Source organism: Cellulomonas sp. SG140, from assembly GCF_025770785.1.
Taxonomy (GTDB): Bacteria; Actinomycetota; Actinomycetes; order Actinomycetales; family Cellulomonadaceae; genus Cellulomonas.
Genome location: NZ_JANZLA010000001.1, coordinates 731829 through 754099 on the forward strand (window position 1 = coordinate 731829; position 22271 = coordinate 754099).

Consider the following 22271-nt stretch of genomic DNA (forward strand, 5'->3'; position numbering starts at 1 on the left):
GGAGCGGTGTCGACCGCCCGATAGAGTGAAACCCCGGCCGAAGTGCTCAAGAACCGCGCAGCGCGCGTCGATAGGGATCGACGACCGGACGTGTCGCACGTCGATGCCCGCCTTCGAGGAGACCCGCTCGCGATGGACGAACTGCTCCAGGAGATGATCGACCCCGAGCCGCCGCGCCGTGACGGTGCGCGCCGGTGGCGGCTCTGGACGACCATCGGGGTGTTCACCCTGGTCGGCGTCGGGGTCACGTCGCTCACCACGAGCGCGGTGTTCACGGACACGGACTCCGTCGCGGGCGACCTGCTCTCCGGGACGGTCGTCGTCACCCTGGACCCGACGGACCCCACCTCGACGCTGGCGCTCAACGCCGGCAACGTGGCGCCCGGCGACGTCGTGAACGCACCGCTGGTCGTGACGAACTCCGGCTCGCTGGCCCTGCGGTACGCCGTCTCCTACTGGTCCGAGAACACGACGCAGAACCCGCCGACCGGGGCCGGCGACCTGCGCAACATGCTGTCGCTCGCGATCCTCCCGCTGGGCACCTACGCCAGCTGTGCCGACGTGCCCGCGGGCACCACGCCGCTGGGCTCGGTGACCACCCTCGGCACCGTCGCGGTGAGCGACGCCACGGCGGCGAAGATCGTCGGCGACCCCGCCACCGGTGCGCAGACCGGCGACCGGGACCTGTCGGCCGGCACGCAGGGCGGCAACACCGAGACCCTCTGCGTCCGCCTCGCGTTCGACAAGAGCGCCACCAACATCTACCAGGCGACCAGCGCCAAGCTGCACCTGCGGATCGACTCCGAGCAGACCGTCAACAACTGATCTGGATGACCCAGCTCACCGGCGCGGAGGAGTCGGCGTTCGTCGATCGACGAGTGCCCACCCCTGTCGCGATCCGGCGGCGGCGGCGGTCCCACCGACCGCGCTGGCGGGTGGCCGTCTCGGCGGTCCTGTGGACGGTGGTGGTGCTCGGCACGGTGGCCTACGCCTCCACGCTGGCGGTGCCCCTGTCGTTCCAGCTGCAGGGCGAGCGGCTGCTCATCGTCACCTCGGGCTCCATGGCACCGACCTTCGTGGCCGGTGACGTCGTGGTGCTCAAGGCCATCACCGACGAGTCGCAGCTCAAGGTCGACCAGGTGGTGACGTTCCGGCCGGTGGGCAGCCAGACCCTGGTGACCCACCGGATCGTCGAGCTGCACAAGCTCCCGGCGATGACCCAGACCGCGGGCGGTCGAGCGGTCCCCCGGCTGGACTCGAACGGCAACCAGATCCTGCAGCCGTACATCATCACGCAGGGCGATGCGAACAAGAGCCCCGACCCCGACGCGACGCCCGTGAGCCGCGTACGAGGCGTCGTGCTGGGCTGGCACCACGGGTGGGGTCGCGTGCTGCTCTGGGCCGGTTCGCCGCAGGGACGTGCGACCATGCTGGTGCCGCCGCTCGTGGCGCTCGGGCTGCTCGAGCTGCTCAGCGTCCTCGAGGCCAGAGGTCCCGGCGCGCACCGCCGTTCCCGAGCGAGAGGGCCGCACGATGAGCTCCTCCTCGACTGAGCCCACGCCGCCGAGCGGGACCGCCGCACCGGAGGGTGGCCCCGGAGGTCCGCGCTTCCTCCCGACCGGCCGGACGGGCTGGCTGCGGCTGGTGGTGGTGGTGGTCCTCGCGCTGGCGGCGATCCTCGCACCGCGCCTCATCGCCACGACGGGCGCGATCTACACGGACAGCGACAGCGTGAGCGGTGCCATCACCGCCACGGCCTCCATCAGCCCGTAGGGCCTCTTCCGAGCTCCCGTGCCGCGTGCGCGCTCGGGAGGGGTGCAGACGACGGAGGGCGGGACGCCGGCCCTCCACCGGCGTCCCGCCCTCCCCGCAGCGACAGGGGCTCAGGCCCCCAGCACCAGCTCCTCGTCGGTGGCCCCGACCGTCGGGTGGCCCACCGGCAGGTCCCGCACGTTGCGGCTGCCGAGCAGCACGCCGTCCGGGTCGTAGCGCAGCGAGACCTCGCGCAACCGGCGGGCACCGTCCTGACCGAACACCTCGCGTGCCCAGTCCGGGCCGCTCCCGGCGTGGAAGTTCGGCAGCGCGCCGGGGCGGCGCCACGGCGCCAGCCCGTCGACGATGCGCCGCGCGTCGGCGCCGACCACGTCGGCGGTCTCCGGGACGCCGAGCCCGACGGCCAGCACGGTCCACTGCGCGTCGCGGTGCGGGAACACCGTCCGACCGCGCAGCGGGGTGGTGACGGCACCGCCGAGGCGGCGCACCTCGACCATCAGCTGCGCGGTGACGGCGTCGGGACCGACCAGCTCGAGCAGCCGCTCGACCGCGTCGGCGTCGAGCTCCTCCAGCAGCAGGTGGGTCTCGACGGCGGGCATCGGGTCCTCCGGGTCCGCGTGCACCAGCCCGATCTCGGCGTAGGGGCGCAGGGCGACCAGGTCGACGAGCGGTGCCGCGACCGAGCGGATCGCGCGCAGCAGCTCCTCGCCGACCACCGGGTCGCCGGTCCACGCGAAACGGACGGAGACGGTGGTGCGGCCGGCGAGCATCGGCGGGACGCCCGGCATGGCGGGCAGCCGCATGACGGCGACCGACGTGGTGCCCTCGTCGGGAAGCAGGCGGGACCACGCTGCCCAGGTGCGCACCACGGCCGGGATGTCCGGGGCATCGAACCACAGCGCACCGGCGTAGACCTCCGGCTGGCGCACCAGCTCGAGCTCGAGGCCCGTGACGATGCCCAGCGTGCCCTTGCCGCCGCGCAGCCCCCAGTACAGGTCCGGGTTCTCGGTGGCCGACGCGCGGCGCAGCACGCCGTCGCCGGTGACCACGTCGAACGAGAGCACGCGGTCGGCGGACAGCCCGTACGTCCGGGCGAGCGGGCCGTGGCCGCCCCCGGTGAGCAGACCGACCACGCCGACGGACGGTGAGGAGCCGCAGAGCGGCGCGAGGCCGTGCGGCGCGGCCGCCTCGATGACGGCGGACCAGCGCACGCCGGCGCCGATGCGCGCGATGCGGCTGACCGGGTCGACCATCACGCCGTCCAGACCACGCGTGGCGACGAGCACCGCGCCGGCCATGGTGGCCCACGGACCGTGGCCGGTGCTCTGCACGCCGACCGGCACGCCGTGCTCCCCCGCGACACGCACGGCCGCGGCCACGTCGTGCACGGTCTGCGCCTCGACGACGGCCAGCGGGGTGAGCCGCGTGCACAGGTTGTAGGTGGCGGTCAGCTCGGCGTAGCCGGCCGACCCGGGCAGGTGGACGCGCGAGACGGCAGCGCCCAGCGCGTGGGCGAACGCGCCGGTGGTGTCGGGGGCGACGGACATCGCAGGGACTCTCCTGGGCATCGTGGACGCCGGTCGTTCGGACCGGGTCGCGGTGGACGGGGGCACCGGTTCTCGGTGCACGAGTCGTCAGGAGTCGCCGTCCCGCTGTCTGATACGTCCGGTTCCGGTTCAGATACGGACCTTGGTCCCGGGAAGCGGAATACGGTGGCCGGGCACGGCGTTCGGTGCGATGTTCATGCAAACGCATAGATCGTGAGGCGACCTGATATGCAGTTCGGCATCTTCTCCGTCGGCGACGTCACCACCGACCCGGTCACCCGGCACACCCCCGACGACACCGAGCGCGTGCGGAACATGCTCACGATCGCCCGGCACGCCGACGAGGCCGGCCTCGACGTCTTCGCCACGGGCGAGCACCACAACCCGCCCTTCGTGCCGTCGTCCCCCACGACGATGCTCGGCTACCTCGCCGGCGTGACGAAGCACATCACGCTGTCCACGGCCACCACGCTGATCACCACCAACGACCCGGTCCGGCTCGCCGAGGAGTACGCGATGCTCCAGGTGATCAGCGACGGCCGCATGGACCTGATGCTCGGCCGCGGCAACACCGGCCCCGTGTACCCCTGGTTCGGCAAGGACATCCGCCAGGGCATCAACCTCGCGGTGGAGAACTACGCGCTGCTGCGCCGGTTGTGGACCGAGGACGTCGTCGACTGGTCCGGCAAGTTCCGCACGCCGCTGCAGGGGTTCACCTCGACGCCCCGACCGCTGGACGGCGTGCCGCCGTTCGTCTGGCACGCGTCGATCCGCTCCCCCGAGATCGCCGAGCAGGCCGCCTACTACGGCGACGGGTTCCTGCACAACGCGATCTTCTGGCCGATGGAGCACACGGCCGCGATGGTGAACTACTACCGCCAGCGGTTCGAGCACTACGGCCACGGCCGTGCCGACCAGGCGATCGTCGGCCTCGGCGGGCAGGTGTTCGTGCGGCACGACTCGCAGAAGGCGTGGGACGAGTTCCTGCCGTACTTCAACGAGGCGCCGGTGTACGGGCACGGCCCGTCGATGGAGGAGTTCACGCGGGACACCCCGCTGACCGTCGGCAGCCCGCAGCAGGTGATCGACCGGTACGGCGCCTTCTGGGAGCAGGTCGGGCACTACCAGCGCCAGCTGTTCCTGGTGGACCACGCCGGCCTGCCGCTGAAGACGGTGCTCGAGCAGATCGACCTGCTCGCGGGCGAGATCGTGCCCGCGCTGCGGCACGAGGCCGAGCTGCGCCGTCCGGCGGACGTGCCGTCGGACCCGCCGTCGCACGCCGCGATGGTGGCCGCGGCCCGGGCCGCCGGCCAGGTGCACGAGCAGCTGGTCGCCGCGGGTGACCACTGGACCGGCAAGACGGCCGAGGACGACATCGAGGCGGCGGACGAGGTGACGGCATGAGCGCCCGCTCGATCGTCGTGGTCTCCGCCGGCGTCTCGCAGCCCTCGTCGACCCGGTTGCTGGCGGACCGCCTCGCGGAGGCGACCGTGACGGCGCTGGCCGACCTCGGTCAGCAGTCGCAGGTGACCGTCGTCGAGGTGCGTGAGCTGGCGCACGACGTGGTGAACATGACGCTGACCGGCTTCGCGGCGGCACCGCTGGCGGCGGCCCAGCAGGCGATCGCCGAGGCAGACGGCGTCATCGCGGTCACCCCCGTGTACACGGCGGGGCCGGCCGGGCTGTTCAAGTCGTTCGTCGACGTGCTCGGCACCGACGCGCTGACCGGGACGCCGGTGCTGCTCGGCGCCACCGGCGGGACCGCCCGGCACTCACTGGTGCCGGAGGTTGCCGTCCGCCCGCTGTTCACGTACCTGCACGCCGACGTGGTGCCGACCTCGGTGTTCGCCGCGACGGACGACTGGGCCGACGAGGGCGGCGACGACGTCAAGCCGCTGCCGGCCCGGATCACCCGGGCGGCCACCGAGCTCGCCGAACGGGTGGCCCGACGGCCGACAGCCGCCCGGCCCGGGCTGTACGACGCGGTGCCGGACTTCAGCGAGCTGCTCGGCGGCGCCTGAGCCGCCGCAGGGCGGGCGCGTAACCGCCCGGGTCGCGGCTGGACGACGGCGCCGGACCGGCGCCCGCCCGCTCCCGGCCGGCGTCGCGGCGGACGGTCCCGGTCGGCTGCTGCGCGCCGGCCGACCCGGCGTGCGCCGCGCCGGCACGGGCGGCCGCCGCACCGATCCGCACGTCCACCACCAGGGCGCGGTGGTCGGACAGGCCGAGGTCGACCGCCTCGGCCGGACGGACGGCGGCGACCGCGCCGTCCCCGAGGATGTGGTCGAGCTGGCGCACCGGCCGGCCGACGGGGTAGGTGGGCGCCGTGGCGAGCGGCGTCATCCGGGCGAGCTGCGCCGGCTGACCGTCCTCGAGGTTGAGGTCCCCCAGCACCACCAGGGGCCGCGGCAGCTCCTCGACGGCGCTCGTCAGGCGCCGCAGCTGCAGCCCGTTCCACCGCGGGATGAACGTCAGGTGCGTGCACACCACCGTCAGGGTGCCGCCGGGCGCGTCGAGCACCGCGGCGATAGCGGCGCGCGGCTCGTCGCGCACCAGCTCCGGCCACCGACGTCCCGGGAACCGGACGGGCGCCCGGCGGTTCAGCACCGGGAGGGTCAGCACCCGCCACTCGCGCACCGGGTGCCGGCTGAGCAGCGCGATCCCGTAGGCCGCGCCGCGGGGCTGGTGGGCACCGGTGGCGGCGACCCACAGCCCGGGCTCGCCGTGCAGCGTCGCGGCGAACCGGTGGGCGTGCGCCCCCATCGCCTCGGCGGCGATCGACGTCAGGTCCGCACCGTGGGACCGCGCCTGGTCGCGGTCCACCTCCTGCAGGCCCAGCACATCTGCGTCCAGGCGCCGGACCGCGGCGGCGAACCGGTCCAGGTCCACCCGGCCGTCGGCAGGCGAGCGCGCGTGCAGGATGTTGAACGTGGCCAGCCGCACCCGTCGAGTGTGGCCCGACGGGCCGCTCACGTCCTGCTGAGGCGCGATGCGCGGGCAGGGAGCCGGCGCCGGGACCGAGCCGGGACCGTGCCGCGCTGCGGGCCGACGCCCAGGGGTGTAGACAACCGAAGGTGACGGACCACGTGACGACGCCGGCAGACGAGCGCGCCGCCCTGCAGGACGGCCTGCGCCGCACCGCCGTGGCTCTGCTGGAGGCCGGCATCCCGTTCGCCCTGGTGGGCGGCTATGCGGCCTGGGCGCGCGGTGCGCCGGAACCGAGCCACGACGCCGACTTCGCGGTGACGGAGGAGGACGTCGGCCGCGCCAAGGAGGCGCTGACCGCGGCAGGTCTCGAGGTGGTCCAGCCCGCCGAAAACTGGCTGTTCAAGGCCTACCACCACGGCCAGCTGATCGACGTGCTGTTCCGGATGGTCGGTGAGCCGATCACGCACCAGATGCTGGCCACCGCCGAGGAGCTCGAGGTGCTCGCGGTGCGGATGCCCGTGCTGCAGGCCACCGAGATCGTCTCGGCGAAGATGCGCGTGCTCGGCGAGCACTACTGCGACTTCACGTGGCTGCTGCCCACGGCGCGCGCGCTGCGCGAGCAGATCGACTGGGACCGCGTGCGCCAGGAGGTCGGCGACCACCCGTACGGGCGGGCGTTCCTGTTCCTGGTGGACGAGCTGGGGATCACCGGCGGGGGGCCGCGGTCCACGTCCTCACCCGGACGCGCCGAGCTGGCCGACGAGGACTGACGCCTCGCGGCGCAGGGCCTGCGGCGTCGCCCGTCAGACGGCGCGCCTGGTCAGGCGGTGTGCTCGGTCAGCGGCGTGCCCGGTCAGGCCGCGACGGGACGGGAGGCCGAGCGCCGGACCACAGCGCCCGCGGGGATCGTCTGGTCGGAGTGGACGACGACGCCGGGCTCCACCCGTGCGCCGGCGCCGACGGTCACCCGCGTGCCGAGGCGCGCACCCGCGCCCACCACCGCGTCCGCCTCCACGTGCACGTGGCTGCCGAGCCGCGCACCGGCGTGCACCACCGCGCCGCGCTCCAGCCACACGTGGTCGCCCAGGTGGGCGCCCGCGTTCACGTGCGCACCCGGGTCCACCCACGCCGTGGCCGCCACGTAGGCGTCCGGTGCCGCGTGCGCGCCCGCGCCGATGAGACCGCCGCCGTTGTCGTGGCGCCGGTACCGGACGACGGTGCCGTCGTCGTTCTCGAGGTCTTCGTATCGCTTCATCTCGGCTGGCTCAACGATGCGCGACACGCCGGTGTTCCCGCCTGTGCACAGGCTGTGCCACGCCGTGCGCGACGGCGCGTCCGGACGTCGTCACGCCCTCCAGGTGCGGCTCGGCGGGGATGGCGGCGAGGATGGCCGCATGACGTCCTCCCCCACCCTGGCCCTGCCCGGCGGCACCATCCCGATGCTCGGCCTGGGCACCTGGCAGTCCACCGGTGACGAGGCGGTGCGTGCCGTCAGCGGCGCCCTGGAGCTGGGCTACCGGCACCTGGACACCGCCACCGGCTACGGCAACGAGGGGCAGGTGGGACGCGCCCTGTCGCTGGTGGACGTCGACCGCGACGACGTCTTCCTCACCACCAAGCTGCCGCCCGAGCACGCCGGCCGCGAGCGCCGGACGATCCTCGAGTCGCTCGCCGCCCTGGGAACGGACCACGTCGACCTGTGGCTGATCCACTGGCCGCCCGGCGGCAAGGCGGCGCCCGAGGTGTGGCAGGAGCTGCGCCGGGCCCGCGACGAGGGCCTGACCCGGTCGATCGGGGTGTCCAACTACTCGATCCCGCAGATCGACCAGCTGATCGAGGCGACCGGTGAGGCCCCGGCGATCAACCAGATCCCGTACAGCCCCGCGGACCACGACCCCGAGCTGCTCGACGCGCACCGCGAGCGTGGCATCGCCGTCGAGGGCTACTCGCCGCTGAAGCGGACCGACCTGGCGTCGGACGCGATCACCAAGGCGGCCGCGGTGCACGACGCGACGCCGGCTCAGGTGGTGCTGGCCTGGCACCTGGCGCACGACGTGGTGGTGATCCCCAAGACGACGCACCTGGCCCGCCTCGAGGAGAACCTCGCGGCGCTCGACCTGCAGCTGACGGCCGAGGAGGTCGCGGCGATCGACGCCCTGGGCTGGTGAGCGGCCGGCGTCAGGAGACGGGCGCCCAGGACGCGGCGGTGACCAGGACGTCGCCGACCACCGACCTGTCGAGCCGGTCGATCACACCTCGCTCCAGCGGCCGCACGGCCCGGCGGACCACGGTGCCACCGCTCGAGTAGGTGATCGCCACGGGTCGCCCGAGGCAGGCGGCCGGGACGTCGTCCACGCGGATGCCCTCGATCGAGAAGCCCCCGTCAGCCCCCGGGACGAGCCCAGCCTCGTACCCCCACCGCACCTGGTTGCCGTCGCAGCCGGACGGCGCCGCACCGGCCGCGGACGGCGGGGCCTGGGCCATGGCCTGGGACGAGGCGTAGAGACCCGCCACGGCGAACGCCGTCAGCACCGCGGCCAGCTTGAGCCGGAACGCGCGCGAGCGCAGGGACCGGATCGGCGCCCAGAGCGCGGTGCGCGCAGAACCTGCGGACACCTGTGTCACGGTCGCCTCCCCTCCGTGGGCGGCGGATCGTCGGCGGACCGACGTGTCAGCGTCGTGCTGACAGCACAGAGGCTAGGTGCTAACACCCAGAGGCCGCGAGCCGGGATACCCGATCGGGGCAGAACTTCACCCCTCTGACCTGGTACGACGCGTCAGGCGCAGCTCAGACCGACTCATCGGTCGGGCGTCCCCGATGCTGAGGGCTTCGGCGAGACATCACCCGTTCGGAGCAGCGGCCTGTCGGGTCAGAGCACCTGTCGGGTCAGGCGCAGACGAGGCCGGAGGCGCCGGTGCGGTTCTCGACCGCGTCGAAGTACACCTGCGCACCGTTGGCGGCCCAGCCGGGCGCGTAGGCCTGGAGCATCGGGAGGGCCGAGCAGCGGTCGCCGGGATAGGGCGTCAGGTTGCCCGTCGTCACCCCGGCGTTGCCCCACTGCCAGTTGTTGGGCAGCCCCGACGCGGCGCCGAGGTTCAGCACCAGGTAGGCCTTCTCCGAACCGTCCGTGGCCATGGTCGGCGCGGACAGCACCAGGTACATGTGGTCGGTGCGGTAGCCGCGACCGGCACCGTCCCCGTTGCTCACCGCCGTGAGGCTGGTGATGGAGCACGGCTTGGTGGTGCTCGCTCCCGTGGCGGCGGCGACGACGACGCAGCCGCCGTAGGTGGACGGCATCCACGTCGCCTTGATCGGCCAGGTGTTGCCGGAGACGAACAGGCGCGCGTTGGCCGTGCTCGGCGGCGTGTACTGGCCGGAGCTGGTGGACACGGAGAAGACGCCGCCTGAGATGGTGCCCGTGCCGGAGATCAGGCTGGTGCCGTAGTTGTCGCGCAGCTCGAGGTACCCGGTGGAGCAGGAGCCCGACAGCCCCGTGACGGCCGCCTGCGAGTACTTCCCCGCACCGTTGGGGTTGCCCATCGGTGTGACCAGCACCGGCCCGGCGCACGGCCGGGAGAAGGTCGCGGAGTGCCACACCGCCCCGACCGAGCTGAGCGGGATCTGGGAGGCGGACGCCTCGGCAGCGCCGAGCAGGCCCAGCACCAGGACCGTGAGCGCGGCGAGCAGCCGGAACCGCGGGTGTCGCGTCATCGGGCGTGGTCCACGGCCACGGGTCGGCTGCCCGCGGAGACGTCACCCGCGACGTCCCCAGCGCCGACCGTGACCACCTCCGCGACGTCGTCGGGCACCCCGGACGGCGCGGCGTCGACGCCCGCGTCCGCGTCGTCGTCGTGCGGCTCGTCCTCCGCGGACGGCCAGATCAGCAGCACGATCGCCGCCAGCACGGCGAACGCCCAGAGCCACGGGTTGAGGAGCAGCACCGACAGCCGGCCGAGCTTCGGGATGTGCAGCACCGCGACGCCGACCACGTCGGCGTTCGTCGGGGAGAACGGGTCGGCGTACGTGTTGTTGTCGCCCTTCAGCTGCCAGCCCGTGGCACCGTCACCGCCGACCACCCGGTGGATGATCCGCGCCGACCGGTCCACCGCGGTGGGCCGGTAGACGGCCACGTCCCCGACCTTGGGGGTGCCGCACCGCGCCACCACCAGGTCGCCGGTGTAGTACGTCGGCTCCATCGAGTGCCCGGAGACCACCGTCAGGGTGGTGCAGCCGCCGAGCGACGAGGGCCAGACGAGCCACAGACCCGCGGCCAGCAGCACCCAGCCCAGGACGCCGCGCACCACTCGCAGCACACGCGGCGCGGACGACGCCGGTGCGCTGGTGCGGTGCGCGGCTTCCTGCACGGCCGAACCCCCTGGTTCGTGGGTGTGCGCGAGGGCGGCCGCCTCGAGTCGGCCGCCCTCGCCCGGGACGTCAGCTGTGGATGGTCAGCGCCCAGCCGGTGATGGTGCTGGGGTCGGTCACACCGCTCGGCAGCGCGACGGCGATGGAGCCGGTGGTGTCGACCTTGGCGCTCGGCGTGGTCAGGCCCGTCTGGACCCAGCCGTTGCTCGAGGAGGTGGAGTAGGCCACCTCGTAGGTCTTGCCCTGGCAGGCCGTGTCGATGGACGAGAACGTCACGTTGGAGACGGTCCAGCCGGTGGAGGAGAACGACGGCGTGCCGTACGCGACGCCGACGGTGCTCTTCTGGCAGTCGCTCATGACGGTCGGGACCGAGCCGGACTGGAAGCTCTGCGTGTTCCAGTTGAAGTTGATCTGCGACGCGGAGGCCAGGGAGAGGCCGGCCACGCCGACGACGGCCAGGCCGATGGCCAGGGACTTGCGACGGGTGGACCACTTGCTGCGAGACATGGACGTGCTCCTCTGGTTCCGGGGGGTTCTGACGACGATCCGCCCGGAACGTAGGGCTTCACATAACCAAGTTGGACAAGTGTCTAGGTGGCAGCACCCAAGGGTGTCGAAATTGTCCGATTCTTTCACCCAGCCGCAGGTCAGCGGCTCACTCCGGCGGGTGAAGAGGCGAGCGCGGCAACCGCTCCGGTGGCCTATAGCAGGCCTAATCCGCGCCATTTTCCACGGCTGCCCTGCCACGCCGATCGTGAGGCCCACGACGGGGCTCGCGCACCCCCGTGCGGCCGTCCTCAGCGACCGCGGAGCGCGTCCACGGGGAGCGTCGCGACCACCTCGGTACCGACCCCGAGCACACCCTTGACGTCGAGCCGGCCGCCCACGATCGACAGCCGCTCGGCCAGCCGCTTGGTGCCGGACCGGGTCACCGCCGCCGGGTCGAAGCCGCCGCCGTCGTCCCGCACCCGCAGCGCGATGCCCGTGCGGTTCACGCCGAGCCGCACGTCCACCTCCGTCGGGGTGCCGTGCCGGAGCGCGTTGCTGACGGCCTCCTCGACCACGCGGACGGCCAGCAGCCGCTCCGCCTGGGTGAGCTCCGGTGCGGCCGGGTCGTCGAGCGCGCGCAGCTCCTCGTCGACCTCCAGGTGCGTCGCGATCGCCGGCGGCACGCGGCGGAGCAGCGCGCGGACCGCCGGCACCATCCCGATCTCCAGCTGGTCGGGGTAGAGCAGGCGGCTCATCTGCCGCACGTCCTGCTCGCGCACGTTCTCGATCTCGGTGCGCACCTCGCGCAGCGTGGTGAGGTCCTGCGCCGGGGCACCCGCGGCGGCGAGCCGGGCCAGCGCACCGTCCAGTCGGGCGGTCACCAGCACCAGGCGCTGCTGCATCGACGAGTGCAGCCCGTCGGCCACCTCGCGCCGCACCCGGACCTCCTCGTCCTCGAGCGCCTGCACCGCCGTCTCGACCGCGTGCGCCGTGCGCACCCGCTCGCGGACCTCCGCCCGCAGCCGACGGCGCGACATCATCACCCAGGTGCCGAGCACGGCCGAGCCGACGCCGATCGCCGCGCCCGTCACAGCCTCGGCGGCCACCGTCTTCGGCCCGAACGCCGGGTACACCCCCAGCAGCACCTGCAGTGCCACTCGCGTGAGCGCGGCGATCAGCCCGGCGAGCACCGCCCCGAGCATCTTGCCGAGCCGGGTGATCCGGTGCGGCTGGCGCCACAGCGCCAGGACCCCGATGAGCACCAGGACGGTCAGGGCGTTGACGACCACGCGCGAGACGACGGAGACGAACTGCCAGCCCGGCACGAACGCGGCGAAGATGTAGGTGGACTGGGCGACGGCGCCGAGCGCGAACATCGAGGCGACGGCCCCGGTGGTCACCCAGAGGGTGCGCCAGTCCGACGCCTCGTCCGCGGGGTCCGAACCGCCGTCCGGCGCGCTCTGGGCGGGCACGCTCACCTCAGCTCTCGTCGGCCGGTGCGACGTTGCGCCACAGCATCCGGTCGGCACAGACGATACTGAGCAGCGATGCCGAACCAATCCCCCGCCGCGCTGCGCGTCGCCGTGGTCGAGGACCAGCCACTCTTCCGCTCGATGCTCGAGCGGACCCTCGGCGAGCAGCCGGGGCTGCAGGTGGTGGCCAGCGTCGGGAGCGTCGCCGCGGCCCGGAACGTGATCACCCCCGGCCTGGCGGACGTGGTGGTGCTGGACATCGACCTGCCGGACGGCAACGGCATCGCGCTCGGGGTGCAGCTGCGCCGCGGCCAGCCGTCGCTCGGCATCCTGCTGCTGTCCGCGCACGACGCGATGGACCTGCTGCTGGACCTGCCGGCCGACGTGGCGGTGGGCTGGGGCTACCTGTCCAAGACGTCGGCGACCACCGTGGAGGCCCTGGTCGGGGCGCTGCACGCCGCAGCACGCGGCGAGACCGTGCTGGACCCGGCGCTGCTGGCGAAGATGCGGCCGCGACGCGGGTCGGCGGTGGCGGCACTGACTGACCGGCAGTTCGAGGTGCTGCAGCTGCTGGCCCAGGGACTGAGCAACTCCGGCATCGGCGAGCGGCTGGGCATCACCGAGAAGTCGGTGCAGAACCACGTGAACGCCATCTACGGCACGCTCGGGATCGACTCCGACCCCGAGCGGAACCCGCGGGTCAGCGCGGCGCTGCGGCTGATCGAGGAGACCGGCCCACTGGGCTGAGGCGCAGGCGCAGGGTCGTCGTCCTGGGCCTCGGCGCCGCCGCGGTCGGCGTCCTGGATCACCCGGTAGACCGTGGCGCGGGACGTGCCGAGCGACTCGGCGATCTCCCGCACCGTCGCGCCCTGGTCGCGCAGCATGAGCACGCGCTCGACGTTGGTGGCCGACAGCGCCCGGGGACGGCCGCCGACCCGGCCACGGGAGCGTGCGGCGTAGACGCCGACGATCGTCCGCTCCCGGTGCAGCCGGCGGTCCAGGTCGGTGAACGCCGCGACGAAGCGCAGCAGCGCAGCACCGTCGGGACCGGTGGTGTCGAGCTTGTCCGCGACGCTGACCACGCCTACCTGTCGTCGGCCGAGCAGGTCGAGCAGGGAGATGACGGCGGAGGTGGTCGCACCCAGCCGGTCGAGGCGCCACACGAGCAGGGTGTCGCCGGCGTGCAGCTCGTCGAGCGCATCGGTCAGGTGCTCGCGCATCTGGGTGGACGTGTGGGCGCTGACGTCCTCGAACAGCCGCTGCGCCCCGCGCTCGAGCAGCAGCGCCCGCTGGTAGTCGGCGTTGTGCTCCAGCGGGCCCACCCAGACGTAGCCGACGGTGGTCATGACCCGGGGCCCTTCGGACGGCACTTCGGACGGCGCGGCGGTGGACCGCCTGGCGGACGCGGCGAGCGTACTACCGCCGACCGTGCGGAGACGGGCGAACCCTCGACTTATGGACAGGTTTTCGGAACACTGTCCGATGGCGGTCCGGGGAGGACCGCCCGGGGGCAGCGCCCTCGGTTCAACAAGGAGGTTGGGCCACATGCACGTACCCAGACCACGGCGCGCACCCGGTGCGCTCCTGGCGTTGGCCGCAGTCTTGACCCTCACGCTCCCGGCCGCGACCGCAGACGCCGCGACCGGCACCACCACCACCGCATCCGCCGCCACGACCGTCGCCTCGACGGCGGCGTGGACCAAGGGGACGCCACCGCTGAGCACGCCCTGGACGGCCGACGTCTCGCCGACCAACGCGCTGCCCGACTACCCCCGTCCAGAGCTCGCCCGCCCGAGCGCCGCGGCTCCCGAGTGGGCCAACCTCAACGGCCTGTGGCAGTACCAGCCGTGGGACGGGTTCAGCCCGCTGCCGTTCGGCACCGACCTGGCCAAGCAGATCCTGGTGCCCTACCCGATCGAGTCCGCCCTGTCCGGCATCCAGTCGCACTCGGACTACATGGTGTACCGCCGGACCGTCACCGTCCCCGACCCGTGGAAGCACGGTGACCAGCGCATCCACCTGAACTTCGGCGCCGTCGACTACGAGGCGACGGTGTACGTCAACGGGCGCGAGGTGGCCCACCACACCGGCGGGTACACGGCGTTCACGGCGGACATCACCGACGCGCTGGTCGCCAAGGGTCCGCAGGAGATCCTGGTGGCGGTGCACGCCCCGGCGAACAGCGAGAACATCCCGGTCGGCAAGCAGAGCCTGACGCCAGGCGGCATCTTCTATACCGCGTCGTCGGGCATCTGGCAGACGGTGTGGATGGAGCCGGTCTCGACGACGAGCATCTCCGCCCTGACCGCCACGCCGACCGCCGACCTGACGGGCTTCGACGTCAGCGCCACGACCCTCGGCGACGCGGCCGACGCCCGGCTGCGGGTCACCGCCTTCGCCGACGGGCAGCAGGTCGGCAGCGCCGAGCGCCCGGCCGGTCAGCCGCTGCACATCGGCATCGACCATCCGCACCTGTGGACGCCGGACGACCCGTTCCTCTACACGTTCACCGCGACCCTCACGGGCGCCGGCCGTGCGGACCAGGTGGAGAGCTACGCGGGCCTGCGCACCATCGCCGTCGCGAACCTCAACGGCAAGCAGCGCATCACCCTCAACGGCAAGCAGCAGTACCTGCTGGCCACGCTCGACCAGGGCTTCTGGCCGGACGGCATCTACACCGCCCCGACGGACGCGGCGCTGAAGTCCGACATCCAGCACACCAAGGACCTGGGCTTCAACACCATCCGCAAGCACATCAAGGTGGAGCCGGCCCGCTGGTACTACTGGGCCGACCGCCTCGGGATGATGGTGTGGCAGGACGCACCGTCCATGCCGGCCGGCAGCACGCCGCGGCTGAACACCGCCGACAAGGCGACGTTCCGCTCGCAGGTCTCCGACATCGTCACGCAGCTGCGCGGCGAGACCTCGGTGATCGGCTGGATCCCGTTCAACGAGGGCTGGGGCCAGTGGAGCATCCAGGCGGCCGCCGACCTGACGACGCAGATCAAGTCCCTCGACCCGACCCGTCTGGTCGACTCGCGCAGCGGCGCGAACTGCTGCGACATGGCCGGCGACCCCGGCAGCGGCAACATCATCGACTGGCACCAGTACCAGGGCCCGGCCCTGCCGTCGCCCGACGCGAACCGTGCGGCGATCGACGGTGAGCACGGCGGGCTGACCCTGCCCGTCGCCGGTCACGCCTGGCCGGGCGCCGACGTCAACCCCTACGGCGCCGTCAAGGACTCGGCCGCCCTCACCCAGGGCTACGTCGACAACACCACGGTGCTGAAGGACTACGCGCCGTGGGGCCTGTCGGGCAGCGTGTACACGCAGATCACCGACGTCGAGGGCGAGCAGAACGGCTTCTGGACGTACGACCGCCAGGTGCTGAAGGTCGACGCCGGCGCGGTGAAGGCGATCAACCTGGCGACCATCGCCGCGGGCTCGTCGTCGTCGGCGCCCCAGCCGCCGGCCGGGACCCCGGGGCTCAACGGCATCGGGCACTGGCCGCTCGACGACGGCAGCGGCACCACCGCCACCGACGTCTCCGGCAGCCACCCGCTGACCGTGGTCAACGGTGCCTGGAGCGCCGACGGGCTGACGTTCACCGGCAACGGGTACGCGCACTCCAGCGGCCCGGTGATCGCCACCCAGGGCACCGACTACGCGGTGTCGGCGTGGGTCAAGCTCGCGGCCGCGGGCGGCGGGTTCCAGACGGTGGTCAGCGAGGACGGCGTCACCAACAGCGCCTTCTTCCTGCAGTACTCCGGCGCGGACCACCTGTGGGCGTTCTCGTTCGCCGGCACCCGCGCGCTGGCGACCGGCGTGGGCACCCCCGTCGTCGGACGCTGGTACCACCTGGTCGGTGTCCGGGACGTCGCGGCGTCGACCCTGACGCTGTACGTCGACGGCCAGCAGGCCGGCGTGGCGCACGTGCTCGGCTCGGTCGACGCCGGGACGGGCGACTTCACCGTCGGCCGCGGGCGGTACGGCGGCAACCCCGTCGACTACCTGACCGGCACCGTCGACGACGTGCGGGCCTACGACCGGGCGCTCTCGTCCGACGAGGTCGCGCAGCTGTTCGCCGCGGGTCGCGTCTGACGTGCGTGGGGTGGCCGGGTCGCCTCGACCCGGCCACCCCACGGCTCCCTCCGGCCGACCGGGCTGTCCTCAAGGCCGGGACGTCGGCGGCCGATCCCCAGAGCGGGGGGTGACGCATGAGGACCAGGACGCGCGACGACGGCCACGGCGCCGCGACGGCGAAGCGCCACGCTCCCGCGGCCGTGCTCGCAGCAGCGGTGCTCACCGGCCTGTTCACCGTCGCATTCCTGGTCGAGGCAGGTATCACGGCGGACATCCTGTTCGGGCACAAGGCGGGGCTCGCTCACGCTGCCGCCGTCGCCGATCGTGGTGCGGCGACCGTCCTCGTGCTGTTCCTGGTGGCGGCGGGATGGTCCGTCGTCGGGACCGCCCGGCTGCTCCGCGGGCAGGACGTGAGGGCGGTGGCCATCCCGCTCGGCGCCGTCGTCCTCATCGGCATCCCCGGAGAGATCGCGGACGCGATCGGCACGGCGAGCGGCAGCAGCCTCGCCATCGGCGCGGGGATCGTCGCGGCGGCGGGCCTCACGCTGGCGCTGCTCTTCACACCCGCCGCGCGCGCGTGGCGACGTGCTCCGGCGCCTCGCGGACCAGCCACGCCGACCGGACTCTGACCGGGGCCCCTGCGCCGAAGTACAGGGCGCGGGCGCCGCGAGCACCCTGGTCGCGGCACCGACCGCGTCCGCAGGCATCGCCTGCGCACCGGCGGCGCACTGTCAGCGTGCGGCTGCCCTGGGTCAGGTGGCGGCATCCGACGCCGGCGTGGACGCCGAGCAGCGCCGGCACGACCAGGGCCAGCAGAGACGCCGTGCCGAGCCGTCTTCGCAAGACCCCGGTGCACTTTGGCTAACTGAAGCGTGTGACACGGGGAAAGTCCGGGTGGTTCCGTTTTGAGATCCACATATCGAATGTGGATGGGAAGCGCAGGGGCACGTATTTTGCCTGGTAGGGCGTTAGCCCAAGGTACGCTCCGGCGCTTCGCGTTGCGACGGTCGTCAGTCGAACTCGAATAACAAAAAGGACAACCGCCACCAGGAAGAAGACGGCCGATGCGGCAACTCCAAAGGAGGAGCGGACGATCTGCGACCAAACTTCGCCAAGCACAAAGGCGCCGCCAGATGCGAGACCCCAGTGTTGATAGTGCATCGCTCTTTGCAAGGCGACAGCCGCTTCTGGGCCGATTCGCGGCGTCCAGTCCGCGAGGATCCGAGGCTGGTCGTGTCCCGTTGTCATGAACCGCAGGACCTCTCTTCAGTGGTCAGGCACACGGTGCGGGCGGCACGGCAGTCGAGTGAAGCTGTAGCGACACCATCGGGTCGCGGCTTGCTCGCAACGGCACCGCGTACCAGGTCATCGTGACGTCGTTGTGCTCCGTATCGCGCGACAGTGCTGTCTCCAGAGGCCATCCGGATGGCTGAAGTCACCACGCACGTCCGCCTTGCCCGTCGGCCGTCCACGTGTACTGATCGTCCCGCCCGGCCCAGTCGGTGGCCTTGGTCAGCTGCCCGGTCTTATCCTAGGCAGAGGAGACCGCATTCCCGCCCGGGTAGGTCAGCACCAACTTCGGGATCGCCGAGTCGTATCTTCGCAACTGCCTGCGTGACGCCGATGTCCGGACGGCAACCGTCCAGGCGCGACCCGGTCGGAGTCGACGGAGCTGCGCGAGGCGAATCACCGCATCCGTCTTCTGGGGCAGGTGAACGAAGTGCTGCGCCGCGCGGTGGCGTACTTGTCCCAAGCGAATCTGCCGGGAAAAGGCTCTACCCGCTCGTGAGTGAGCTCGCCGCCGACGGGGTGCCCGCCGCGGTCCTCAAGTTCGCCAGGCAGCCGTACTACCGCTGGCTCGCCGCACCCGTGACCTCCGGTGAGCTCGGGCAGGCGCACCTGGCCAACACCGTGTTTGACGCCCACCTCGACGACCCGGGGTCCGGTCACCGACTCCTGGCTGACGAGGCGGCCCGGGAAGGGATGGTCGCCTGCGACCGCAGTGACACCGTCGGTCCGAACCCTCGACGCGAGCCCGTCCACAGACGCGGTCCAGTCGTTCAGGTGCGAGGCGTCGGCGCAGGCCAGCACACCGTTTTGGCAATCGGGGCTTTCACCAACCGAAAGCTGGACCTTCACCAACCACACAACAGAAGAGAGAGTGGTTGGATGACCTGGTCAGGATAGAGCGGTCGGGTGGGCGCCAGGGGCTTGGTGTCTGAACTCCAGGGGATTGGCATTCTTCGGAATGGCGCATGGGTTACGCCGCTGCGGCCTGCGGCGTTACGGGTCCTAGCGTTCTCCCCGGCGTGTCGCGCGGAATCCCTTTTGCCCCTTTTGCTTGTCTGATCTCCAAGGGTTCACTGCGCGTCACGTTCGCCGTCGCGTCGTAAGATATTCAGCGACGGGCGATCAGTGCTTCATGCCCCGCATTGCGCGCTGAATGCGATGCTTCCTTGCGCGCCTCGCGGCCAACCGTGGGGTGTACGGCATGTTGTCCACCAAACCGTAACGGTCCACCACGTCCTCTACTCGCACCATGCTTTGCATCCCGGCCGTGGCTGCGGCGAGGAACCCGACGCGGGCTCGGCCCATCGTCTGAGTTGCTGACACGTCGAGGTTGCCGATGTCGAATCGCTTCACCTCAGCGTTCTGCCGTTCGATACCGCTGCGGGCCATGAACCGGTCGGTGTGCTCGAAGAAACCTCGGATGTCGTTGTCCGAGTGCTTCAATATCTTCGGGGGATGTGAATGCGGGTGTACGTGTTCTGCCACACAGGGTACTTCTGGTCTGGTGCCATGTGCGCGTCTGCGTCGGTGACGCGGCCCGCCGGCGCACGGCACTGAGCCGTCGTTCTCCCGCTTCGCACTCGCGGTGACAGCCAGGACCCCAAGGTGCGGGCTTGAGCTCCACTGGCGTCTTCGGCCATACAGGTGAGCGGACGCCCCACGCTCAAGCGCCAGAGAGCAACCGCCGACGAACTGGTGTGCGCTCGTGTGTCCAGCTTTCAATCGTCAGCATCGACTCGACCCGCGTGGCCGTCCACGCCACTGGCAAGGCACCGTGCAGTCCTGAGGCTCCGGTGTGCCCCGAGACTCAACCCAGACTCCCGGGGGATCGCTGGTGAGCAGACCGACCCACACAGAGCGCGACGAACCGCACGCATCACTGCGACATCCCGACCTGCGTTCCCTCATGTCACAACGGGTTGCCGCCGCCCAGTTCGACGGGGCCACATCCGTCGGAGGTCCTCCCCGTGTCTCGGCAGCTGCGGGCCATTGTCGTCTGCCGACAGGCCTAGACGCTGCACTGCGCCGATACGTGGCTGTTGGTGTGACGGAGGGTGCGGCCGAGTGCCTCCGCAGCCTCATCGCTGGGGAGGCGTGGGCGAAGGACCGTGGGCTCCAACTCCACCCCCGGGTCTCAGTACGAAGCGGTGCCGAGCTGCTGGATGCCCTACGGGTGTCACAACTAGGCGAGGGTGACCTCCTCCATATCGAAACGCACGGAGCATGGGAACCGGACGGCTCGTGGGGATTCTGGTTCGGCCGCGGCTCAGAAGTCTTCTCACCAGGCGCACCCGCCGCACCAGCGGTCGGCCCCTTCTGCCCTTCGTTGGTGCTGATCGGCGCCTGCAAGGCAGCGACCCCCGGCGCAAGAGGAAGCCTCAACGCGTTGTTCGGCCCGGGCGTGCCGGTCATCGCATGTCATGGCCGCGCCACGTCGAAACACCTGATCAGCCGCGTGTTCCCTTCGTTGACGGCCGCGCACGCTGTGCAGAACGGGCCGCCCCGGCCGGGCACAGAGGAGTACCGGGACCTGCAGAGTGCCCTCGCCGGGAGAAAAATGTCGCGGACGGTCCAGTGGCAGCTGGTCTCCGCCGGTAGCTAGGTTGAGTGTTGGGCCGTCTGTGCGGAACCCGGGGTCGGCGGAATTTCGCGGTCGCCCCGGCCTGCCGCCGTCTGCACCTGGTGCTGTCAGCACATTACCGCGGCCGGTCCACCCACCGGCCGGTCGGCGGACACCCCAAAGCAGCGGCGATCGTCGTGTGACCCCGACCCTCGCGTTGGTGTTGACGAATGGCGACTCCCTCGCACAACTCACGGCACAGATGATCCCAGATCACCGATCCGAGAACACCGAGTTCCTGAAGAGACTCAGCCTCATTCGTTCTCCGCCTCCGGATGTGGTCCGTTGGTCGTCATGATGATCGAGCCTCAGCACCCGGCCGGACTCTGGGCCCGCAGTCCCAAAGACCTAGCCCGGGGCACGGCCGGCAGTTGGAGGATGCCCGTATGGCAAGCGTTCCTTGGTCGGTACGGCGACTCAGTACCCGAGAGCAGCAACTGGCTGTAGACCTGTTCGAGCAAGAGGTCTCGATCTTCACTCGCGAGCAGTATGAGAGCGACCTCGTCGAGCAACGGAAGGTCTCCCGGTGGATGACGAGCCGCGGCATCTCAGCGCCACTCGATACGTGGATGGGCGTGCTCGAGAACGACCGGTTGGTTGCCGCAGCGCATGCGGGGCCGCACTACGGCCAGGCGCGTGACGTGCTCCAGCGTCAGGAGGCCGATGCGCCCACTGCCTGGGGTTCGCTCTGGCTACAGTCGTATCTGGCGCAGGTGGCAAACCTCGATGACATAGCTGTGGCCCCGGACTACCGGCGCCGCGGCATCGCTTCGGCGCTTGTGCGCGCCGTCTGCGCGGACTTGCGTGATCGCGGCGCGCACACCGTGGCCGGATTCGCGTCAGGTGCGGCCAGCATGGGGCTGTTCAAGCGCCTCGGCTTCACGATTGGTCAACCGCGCGAGTCTGTTCCGGAAGAGTTCGCCAACGGATTGCGGACCTTCTGGTACCCGGGCGCTCCGGTCGACGGTAGGTACTTCTGGAAGCGACTTGCTTACCCCGCCGGCGCGTCGTTCATCCGAACGTGATCAACCGCACATCGCCCGACAAGCGCCGAGGCGCTACCACCATAATGGTCCATCGGGCCGACTGCGAATGCCCGGACCGGGAATGCAACGGTGATCACGGACGTCAACCGATGCGGCGGGTGCCACTACGGGTCCCCTACCTGCACGTGGGGGCCACTGCTGACCCGAACCGCGGGGCGGTGGCCATCCCCGGTCGAGGCTTCCCGAAGCGAAGCGCCACTGCTCGGTCAGCGGTCCTCTGTTGTCGCGTGCAAGACCGTCGCGCCGGGCATGGTTGGACGCCAACCGGGGCGCCATCGTTGAATTCAGCAGTTCCCTATCTCGATGCCGCCAGGTGGGCTACATCACCCACTCCACCGCCGAGTCCGGGCTGGACGGATTCATGCGGTCTTTGGCCCTCGAGCTCAGCCCGAGCGGCATCCGGGTCAACGTCGTGGCTCGGGGCATGACAGAGACCGACGTAACAGCGCACGTCCCTCCACGTCAAGGCGGCGCTGGCCTCGTTCCCACCGTTGGGGCGGATTGCATGCGCGGACGACATCGCCGGCGCCGTGGCACTGCTCGCCTCCGAAGACGCCGGCTTCCTCACCGGGACGTACCTCTGCGCATCCGGTGGCTCACCAATGAGCTCAACCAGTAAGTCGGCGCGGTGGATGCGCCGACATCGCCGCAGCCGTT

At 71.5% G+C, this 22271-nt stretch carries 23 protein-coding genes; 12 read left to right on the forward strand and 11 right to left on the reverse strand.

What is annotated here, in order from left to right; all coding sequences use genetic code 11:
* Window positions 1-132 precede the first annotated feature (132 nt).
* Genes N0B34_RS03425 through N0B34_RS03435 form a run of 3 tightly spaced genes read left to right on the forward strand, consistent with a single transcriptional unit; the run spans window position 133 to window position 1773 of the window.
* Window positions 133-825: a CalY family protein gene (locus tag N0B34_RS03425; RefSeq protein ID WP_263729827.1), complete on the forward strand. Its 693-nt coding sequence runs from the start codon at window positions 133-135 to the stop codon at window positions 823-825.
* A gap of 5 nt (window positions 826-830) precedes the next feature.
* Entirely contained in the window at window positions 831-1553 is a 723-nt protein-coding gene (locus N0B34_RS03430) for a signal peptidase I (RefSeq protein ID WP_263729828.1), read from the forward strand.
* A complete protein-coding gene (locus tag N0B34_RS03435) occupies window positions 1534-1773 on the forward strand; it encodes a hypothetical protein (protein WP_263729829.1) in 240 nt (79 codons plus the stop codon). Before N0B34_RS03430 ends, N0B34_RS03435 begins: the two co-directional genes overlap by 20 nt.
* 110 nt (window positions 1774-1883) lie before the next feature.
* On the opposite strand, the gene N0B34_RS03440 is transcribed toward N0B34_RS03435, so the two are convergent.
* Entirely contained in the window at window positions 1884-3320 is a 1437-nt protein-coding gene (locus N0B34_RS03440; RefSeq protein WP_263729830.1) for an FAD-binding oxidoreductase, read from the reverse strand.
* Between the two features lie 228 nt (window positions 3321-3548).
* On the opposite strand from N0B34_RS03440, the gene N0B34_RS03445 reads away from it, so the two are divergent.
* Both N0B34_RS03445 and N0B34_RS03450 read left to right on the forward strand, forming a co-directional pair.
* Window positions 3549-4724, forward strand: a complete 1176-nt coding sequence (locus tag N0B34_RS03445; RefSeq protein WP_263729831.1) for an LLM class flavin-dependent oxidoreductase — start codon at window positions 3549-3551, stop codon at window positions 4722-4724.
* Complete coding sequence (locus N0B34_RS03450; protein ID WP_263729832.1) at window positions 4721-5341, forward strand: CE1759 family FMN reductase; 621 nt, start codon at window positions 4721-4723, stop codon at window positions 5339-5341. The genes N0B34_RS03445 and N0B34_RS03450 overlap by 4 nt, the downstream gene beginning before the upstream one ends.
* On the opposite strand, the gene N0B34_RS03455 is transcribed toward N0B34_RS03450, so the two are convergent.
* A complete protein-coding gene (locus N0B34_RS03455) occupies window positions 5316-6263 on the reverse strand; it encodes an endonuclease/exonuclease/phosphatase family protein (RefSeq protein ID WP_263729833.1) in 948 nt (315 codons plus the stop codon). The genes N0B34_RS03450 and N0B34_RS03455 overlap by 26 nt on opposite strands.
* Window positions 6264-6406: 143 nt before the next feature.
* Here N0B34_RS03455 and N0B34_RS03460 point away from each other — a divergent pair, with 143 nt between their 5' ends.
* Complete coding sequence (locus N0B34_RS03460; protein WP_263729834.1) at window positions 6407-7018, forward strand: nucleotidyltransferase family protein; 612 nt, start codon at window positions 6407-6409, stop codon at window positions 7016-7018.
* An 83-nt stretch (window positions 7019-7101) separates the two neighbouring features.
* Here N0B34_RS03460 and N0B34_RS03465 read toward each other — a convergent pair whose 3' ends face one another.
* Entirely contained in the window at window positions 7102-7503 is a 402-nt protein-coding gene (locus N0B34_RS03465; protein WP_263729835.1) for a transferase, read from the reverse strand.
* 139 nt (window positions 7504-7642) lie between these two features.
* Between N0B34_RS03465 and N0B34_RS03470 the strand changes: the two genes are divergently transcribed.
* Window positions 7643-8416 (forward strand): aldo/keto reductase, encoded by a 774-nt coding sequence (locus N0B34_RS03470; protein ID WP_263729836.1) that lies wholly within the window; start codon window positions 7643-7645, stop codon window positions 8414-8416.
* A 10-nt stretch (window positions 8417-8426) separates the two neighbouring features.
* Here N0B34_RS03470 and N0B34_RS03475 read toward each other — a convergent pair whose 3' ends face one another.
* From N0B34_RS03475 to N0B34_RS03495, 5 genes are all read right to left on the reverse strand, one after another.
* A complete protein-coding gene (locus N0B34_RS03475) occupies window positions 8427-8873 on the reverse strand; it encodes a hypothetical protein (protein ID WP_263729837.1) in 447 nt (148 codons plus the stop codon).
* Between the two features lie 262 nt (window positions 8874-9135).
* Complete coding sequence (locus N0B34_RS03480; protein ID WP_263729838.1) at window positions 9136-9960, reverse strand: hypothetical protein; 825 nt, start codon at window positions 9958-9960, stop codon at window positions 9136-9138.
* Window positions 9957-10613: a signal peptidase I gene (locus N0B34_RS03485; protein ID WP_263729839.1), complete on the reverse strand. Its 657-nt coding sequence runs from the start codon at window positions 10611-10613 to the stop codon at window positions 9957-9959. Before N0B34_RS03485 ends, N0B34_RS03480 begins: the two co-directional genes overlap by 4 nt.
* A 70-nt stretch (window positions 10614-10683) precedes the next feature.
* Entirely contained in the window at window positions 10684-11121 is a 438-nt protein-coding gene (locus N0B34_RS03490) for a hypothetical protein (protein WP_263729840.1), read from the reverse strand.
* Between the two features lie 290 nt (window positions 11122-11411).
* Window positions 11412-12581, reverse strand: coding sequence for a sensor histidine kinase (locus N0B34_RS03495; RefSeq protein ID WP_263729841.1), 1170 nt, complete (start codon window positions 12579-12581; stop codon window positions 11412-11414).
* A 69-nt stretch (window positions 12582-12650) separates the two neighbouring features.
* Between N0B34_RS03495 and N0B34_RS03500 the strand changes: the two genes are divergently transcribed.
* A complete protein-coding gene (locus N0B34_RS03500) occupies window positions 12651-13322 on the forward strand; it encodes a response regulator (RefSeq protein WP_263729842.1) in 672 nt (223 codons plus the stop codon).
* On the opposite strand, the gene N0B34_RS03505 is transcribed toward N0B34_RS03500, so the two are convergent.
* Window positions 13229-13921 carry a recombinase family protein gene (locus N0B34_RS03505; RefSeq protein ID WP_263729843.1) on the reverse strand — a complete coding sequence of 231 codons (693 nt, stop codon included), beginning with the start codon at window positions 13919-13921 and terminating at the stop codon, window positions 13229-13231. The genes N0B34_RS03500 and N0B34_RS03505 overlap by 94 nt on opposite strands.
* A 244-nt stretch (window positions 13922-14165) precedes the next feature.
* Between N0B34_RS03505 and N0B34_RS03510 the strand changes: the two genes are divergently transcribed.
* Complete coding sequence (locus N0B34_RS03510) at window positions 14166-16676, forward strand: LamG-like jellyroll fold domain-containing protein (RefSeq protein WP_263729844.1); 2511 nt, start codon at window positions 14166-14168, stop codon at window positions 16674-16676.
* Window positions 16677-16792: 116 nt separating this feature from the next.
* Entirely contained in the window at window positions 16793-17287 is a 495-nt protein-coding gene (locus N0B34_RS03515) for a hypothetical protein (protein WP_263729846.1), read from the forward strand.
* 1057 nt (window positions 17288-18344) lie between these two features.
* On the opposite strand, the gene N0B34_RS03520 is transcribed toward N0B34_RS03515, so the two are convergent.
* Window positions 18345-18797, reverse strand: a complete 453-nt coding sequence (locus tag N0B34_RS03520; protein WP_263729848.1) for a hypothetical protein — start codon at window positions 18795-18797, stop codon at window positions 18345-18347.
* A gap of 273 nt (window positions 18798-19070) precedes the next feature.
* Window positions 19071-19391: a hypothetical protein gene (locus tag N0B34_RS03525; RefSeq protein ID WP_263729849.1), complete on the reverse strand. Its 321-nt coding sequence runs from the start codon at window positions 19389-19391 to the stop codon at window positions 19071-19073.
* Window positions 19392-20954: 1563 nt separating this feature from the next.
* Between N0B34_RS03525 and N0B34_RS03530 the strand changes: the two genes are divergently transcribed.
* Together N0B34_RS03530 and N0B34_RS18085 are read left to right on the forward strand one after the other, a co-directional pair.
* Window positions 20955-21593, forward strand: a complete 639-nt coding sequence (locus N0B34_RS03530) for a GNAT family N-acetyltransferase (RefSeq protein WP_263729850.1) — start codon at window positions 20955-20957, stop codon at window positions 21591-21593.
* Between the two features lie 274 nt (window positions 21594-21867).
* Entirely contained in the window at window positions 21868-22233 is a 366-nt protein-coding gene (locus N0B34_RS18085; RefSeq protein ID WP_412175690.1) for an SDR family NAD(P)-dependent oxidoreductase, read from the forward strand.
* Window positions 22234-22271: the final 38 nt, after the last annotated feature.

Bases quoted from the DNA above. Each gene is read 5' to 3' on its own strand.
- N0B34_RS03425 (WP_263729827.1), top strand. From the start codon at position 133: ATGGACGAACTGCTCCAGGAGATGATCGACCCCGAGCCGCCGCGCCGT.
- N0B34_RS03430 (WP_263729828.1), top strand. From the start codon at position 831: ATGACCCAGCTCACCGGCGCGGAGGAGTCGGCGTTCGTCGATCGACGA.
- N0B34_RS03435 (WP_263729829.1), top strand. From the start codon at position 1,534: ATGAGCTCCTCCTCGACTGAGCCCACGCCGCCGAGCGGGACCGCCGCA.
- N0B34_RS03440 (WP_263729830.1), bottom strand. From the start codon at position 3,320: ATGTCCGTCGCCCCCGACACCACCGGCGCGTTCGCCCACGCGCTGGGC.
- N0B34_RS03445 (WP_263729831.1), top strand. From the start codon at position 3,549: ATGCAGTTCGGCATCTTCTCCGTCGGCGACGTCACCACCGACCCGGTC.
- N0B34_RS03450 (WP_263729832.1), top strand. From the start codon at position 4,721: ATGAGCGCCCGCTCGATCGTCGTGGTCTCCGCCGGCGTCTCGCAGCCC.
- N0B34_RS03465 (WP_263729835.1), bottom strand. From the start codon at position 7,503: ATGAAGCGATACGAAGACCTCGAGAACGACGACGGCACCGTCGTCCGG.
- N0B34_RS03470 (WP_263729836.1), top strand. From the start codon at position 7,643: ATGACGTCCTCCCCCACCCTGGCCCTGCCCGGCGGCACCATCCCGATG.
- N0B34_RS03480 (WP_263729838.1), bottom strand. From the start codon at position 9,960: ATGACGCGACACCCGCGGTTCCGGCTGCTCGCCGCGCTCACGGTCCTG.
- N0B34_RS03490 (WP_263729840.1), bottom strand. From the start codon at position 11,121: ATGTCTCGCAGCAAGTGGTCCACCCGTCGCAAGTCCCTGGCCATCGGC.
- N0B34_RS03500 (WP_263729842.1), top strand. From the start codon at position 12,651: ATGCCGAACCAATCCCCCGCCGCGCTGCGCGTCGCCGTGGTCGAGGAC.
- N0B34_RS03505 (WP_263729843.1), bottom strand. From the start codon at position 13,921: ATGACCACCGTCGGCTACGTCTGGGTGGGCCCGCTGGAGCACAACGCC.
- N0B34_RS03515 (WP_263729846.1), top strand. From the start codon at position 16,793: ATGAGGACCAGGACGCGCGACGACGGCCACGGCGCCGCGACGGCGAAG.
- N0B34_RS03530 (WP_263729850.1), top strand. From the start codon at position 20,955: ATGGCAAGCGTTCCTTGGTCGGTACGGCGACTCAGTACCCGAGAGCAG.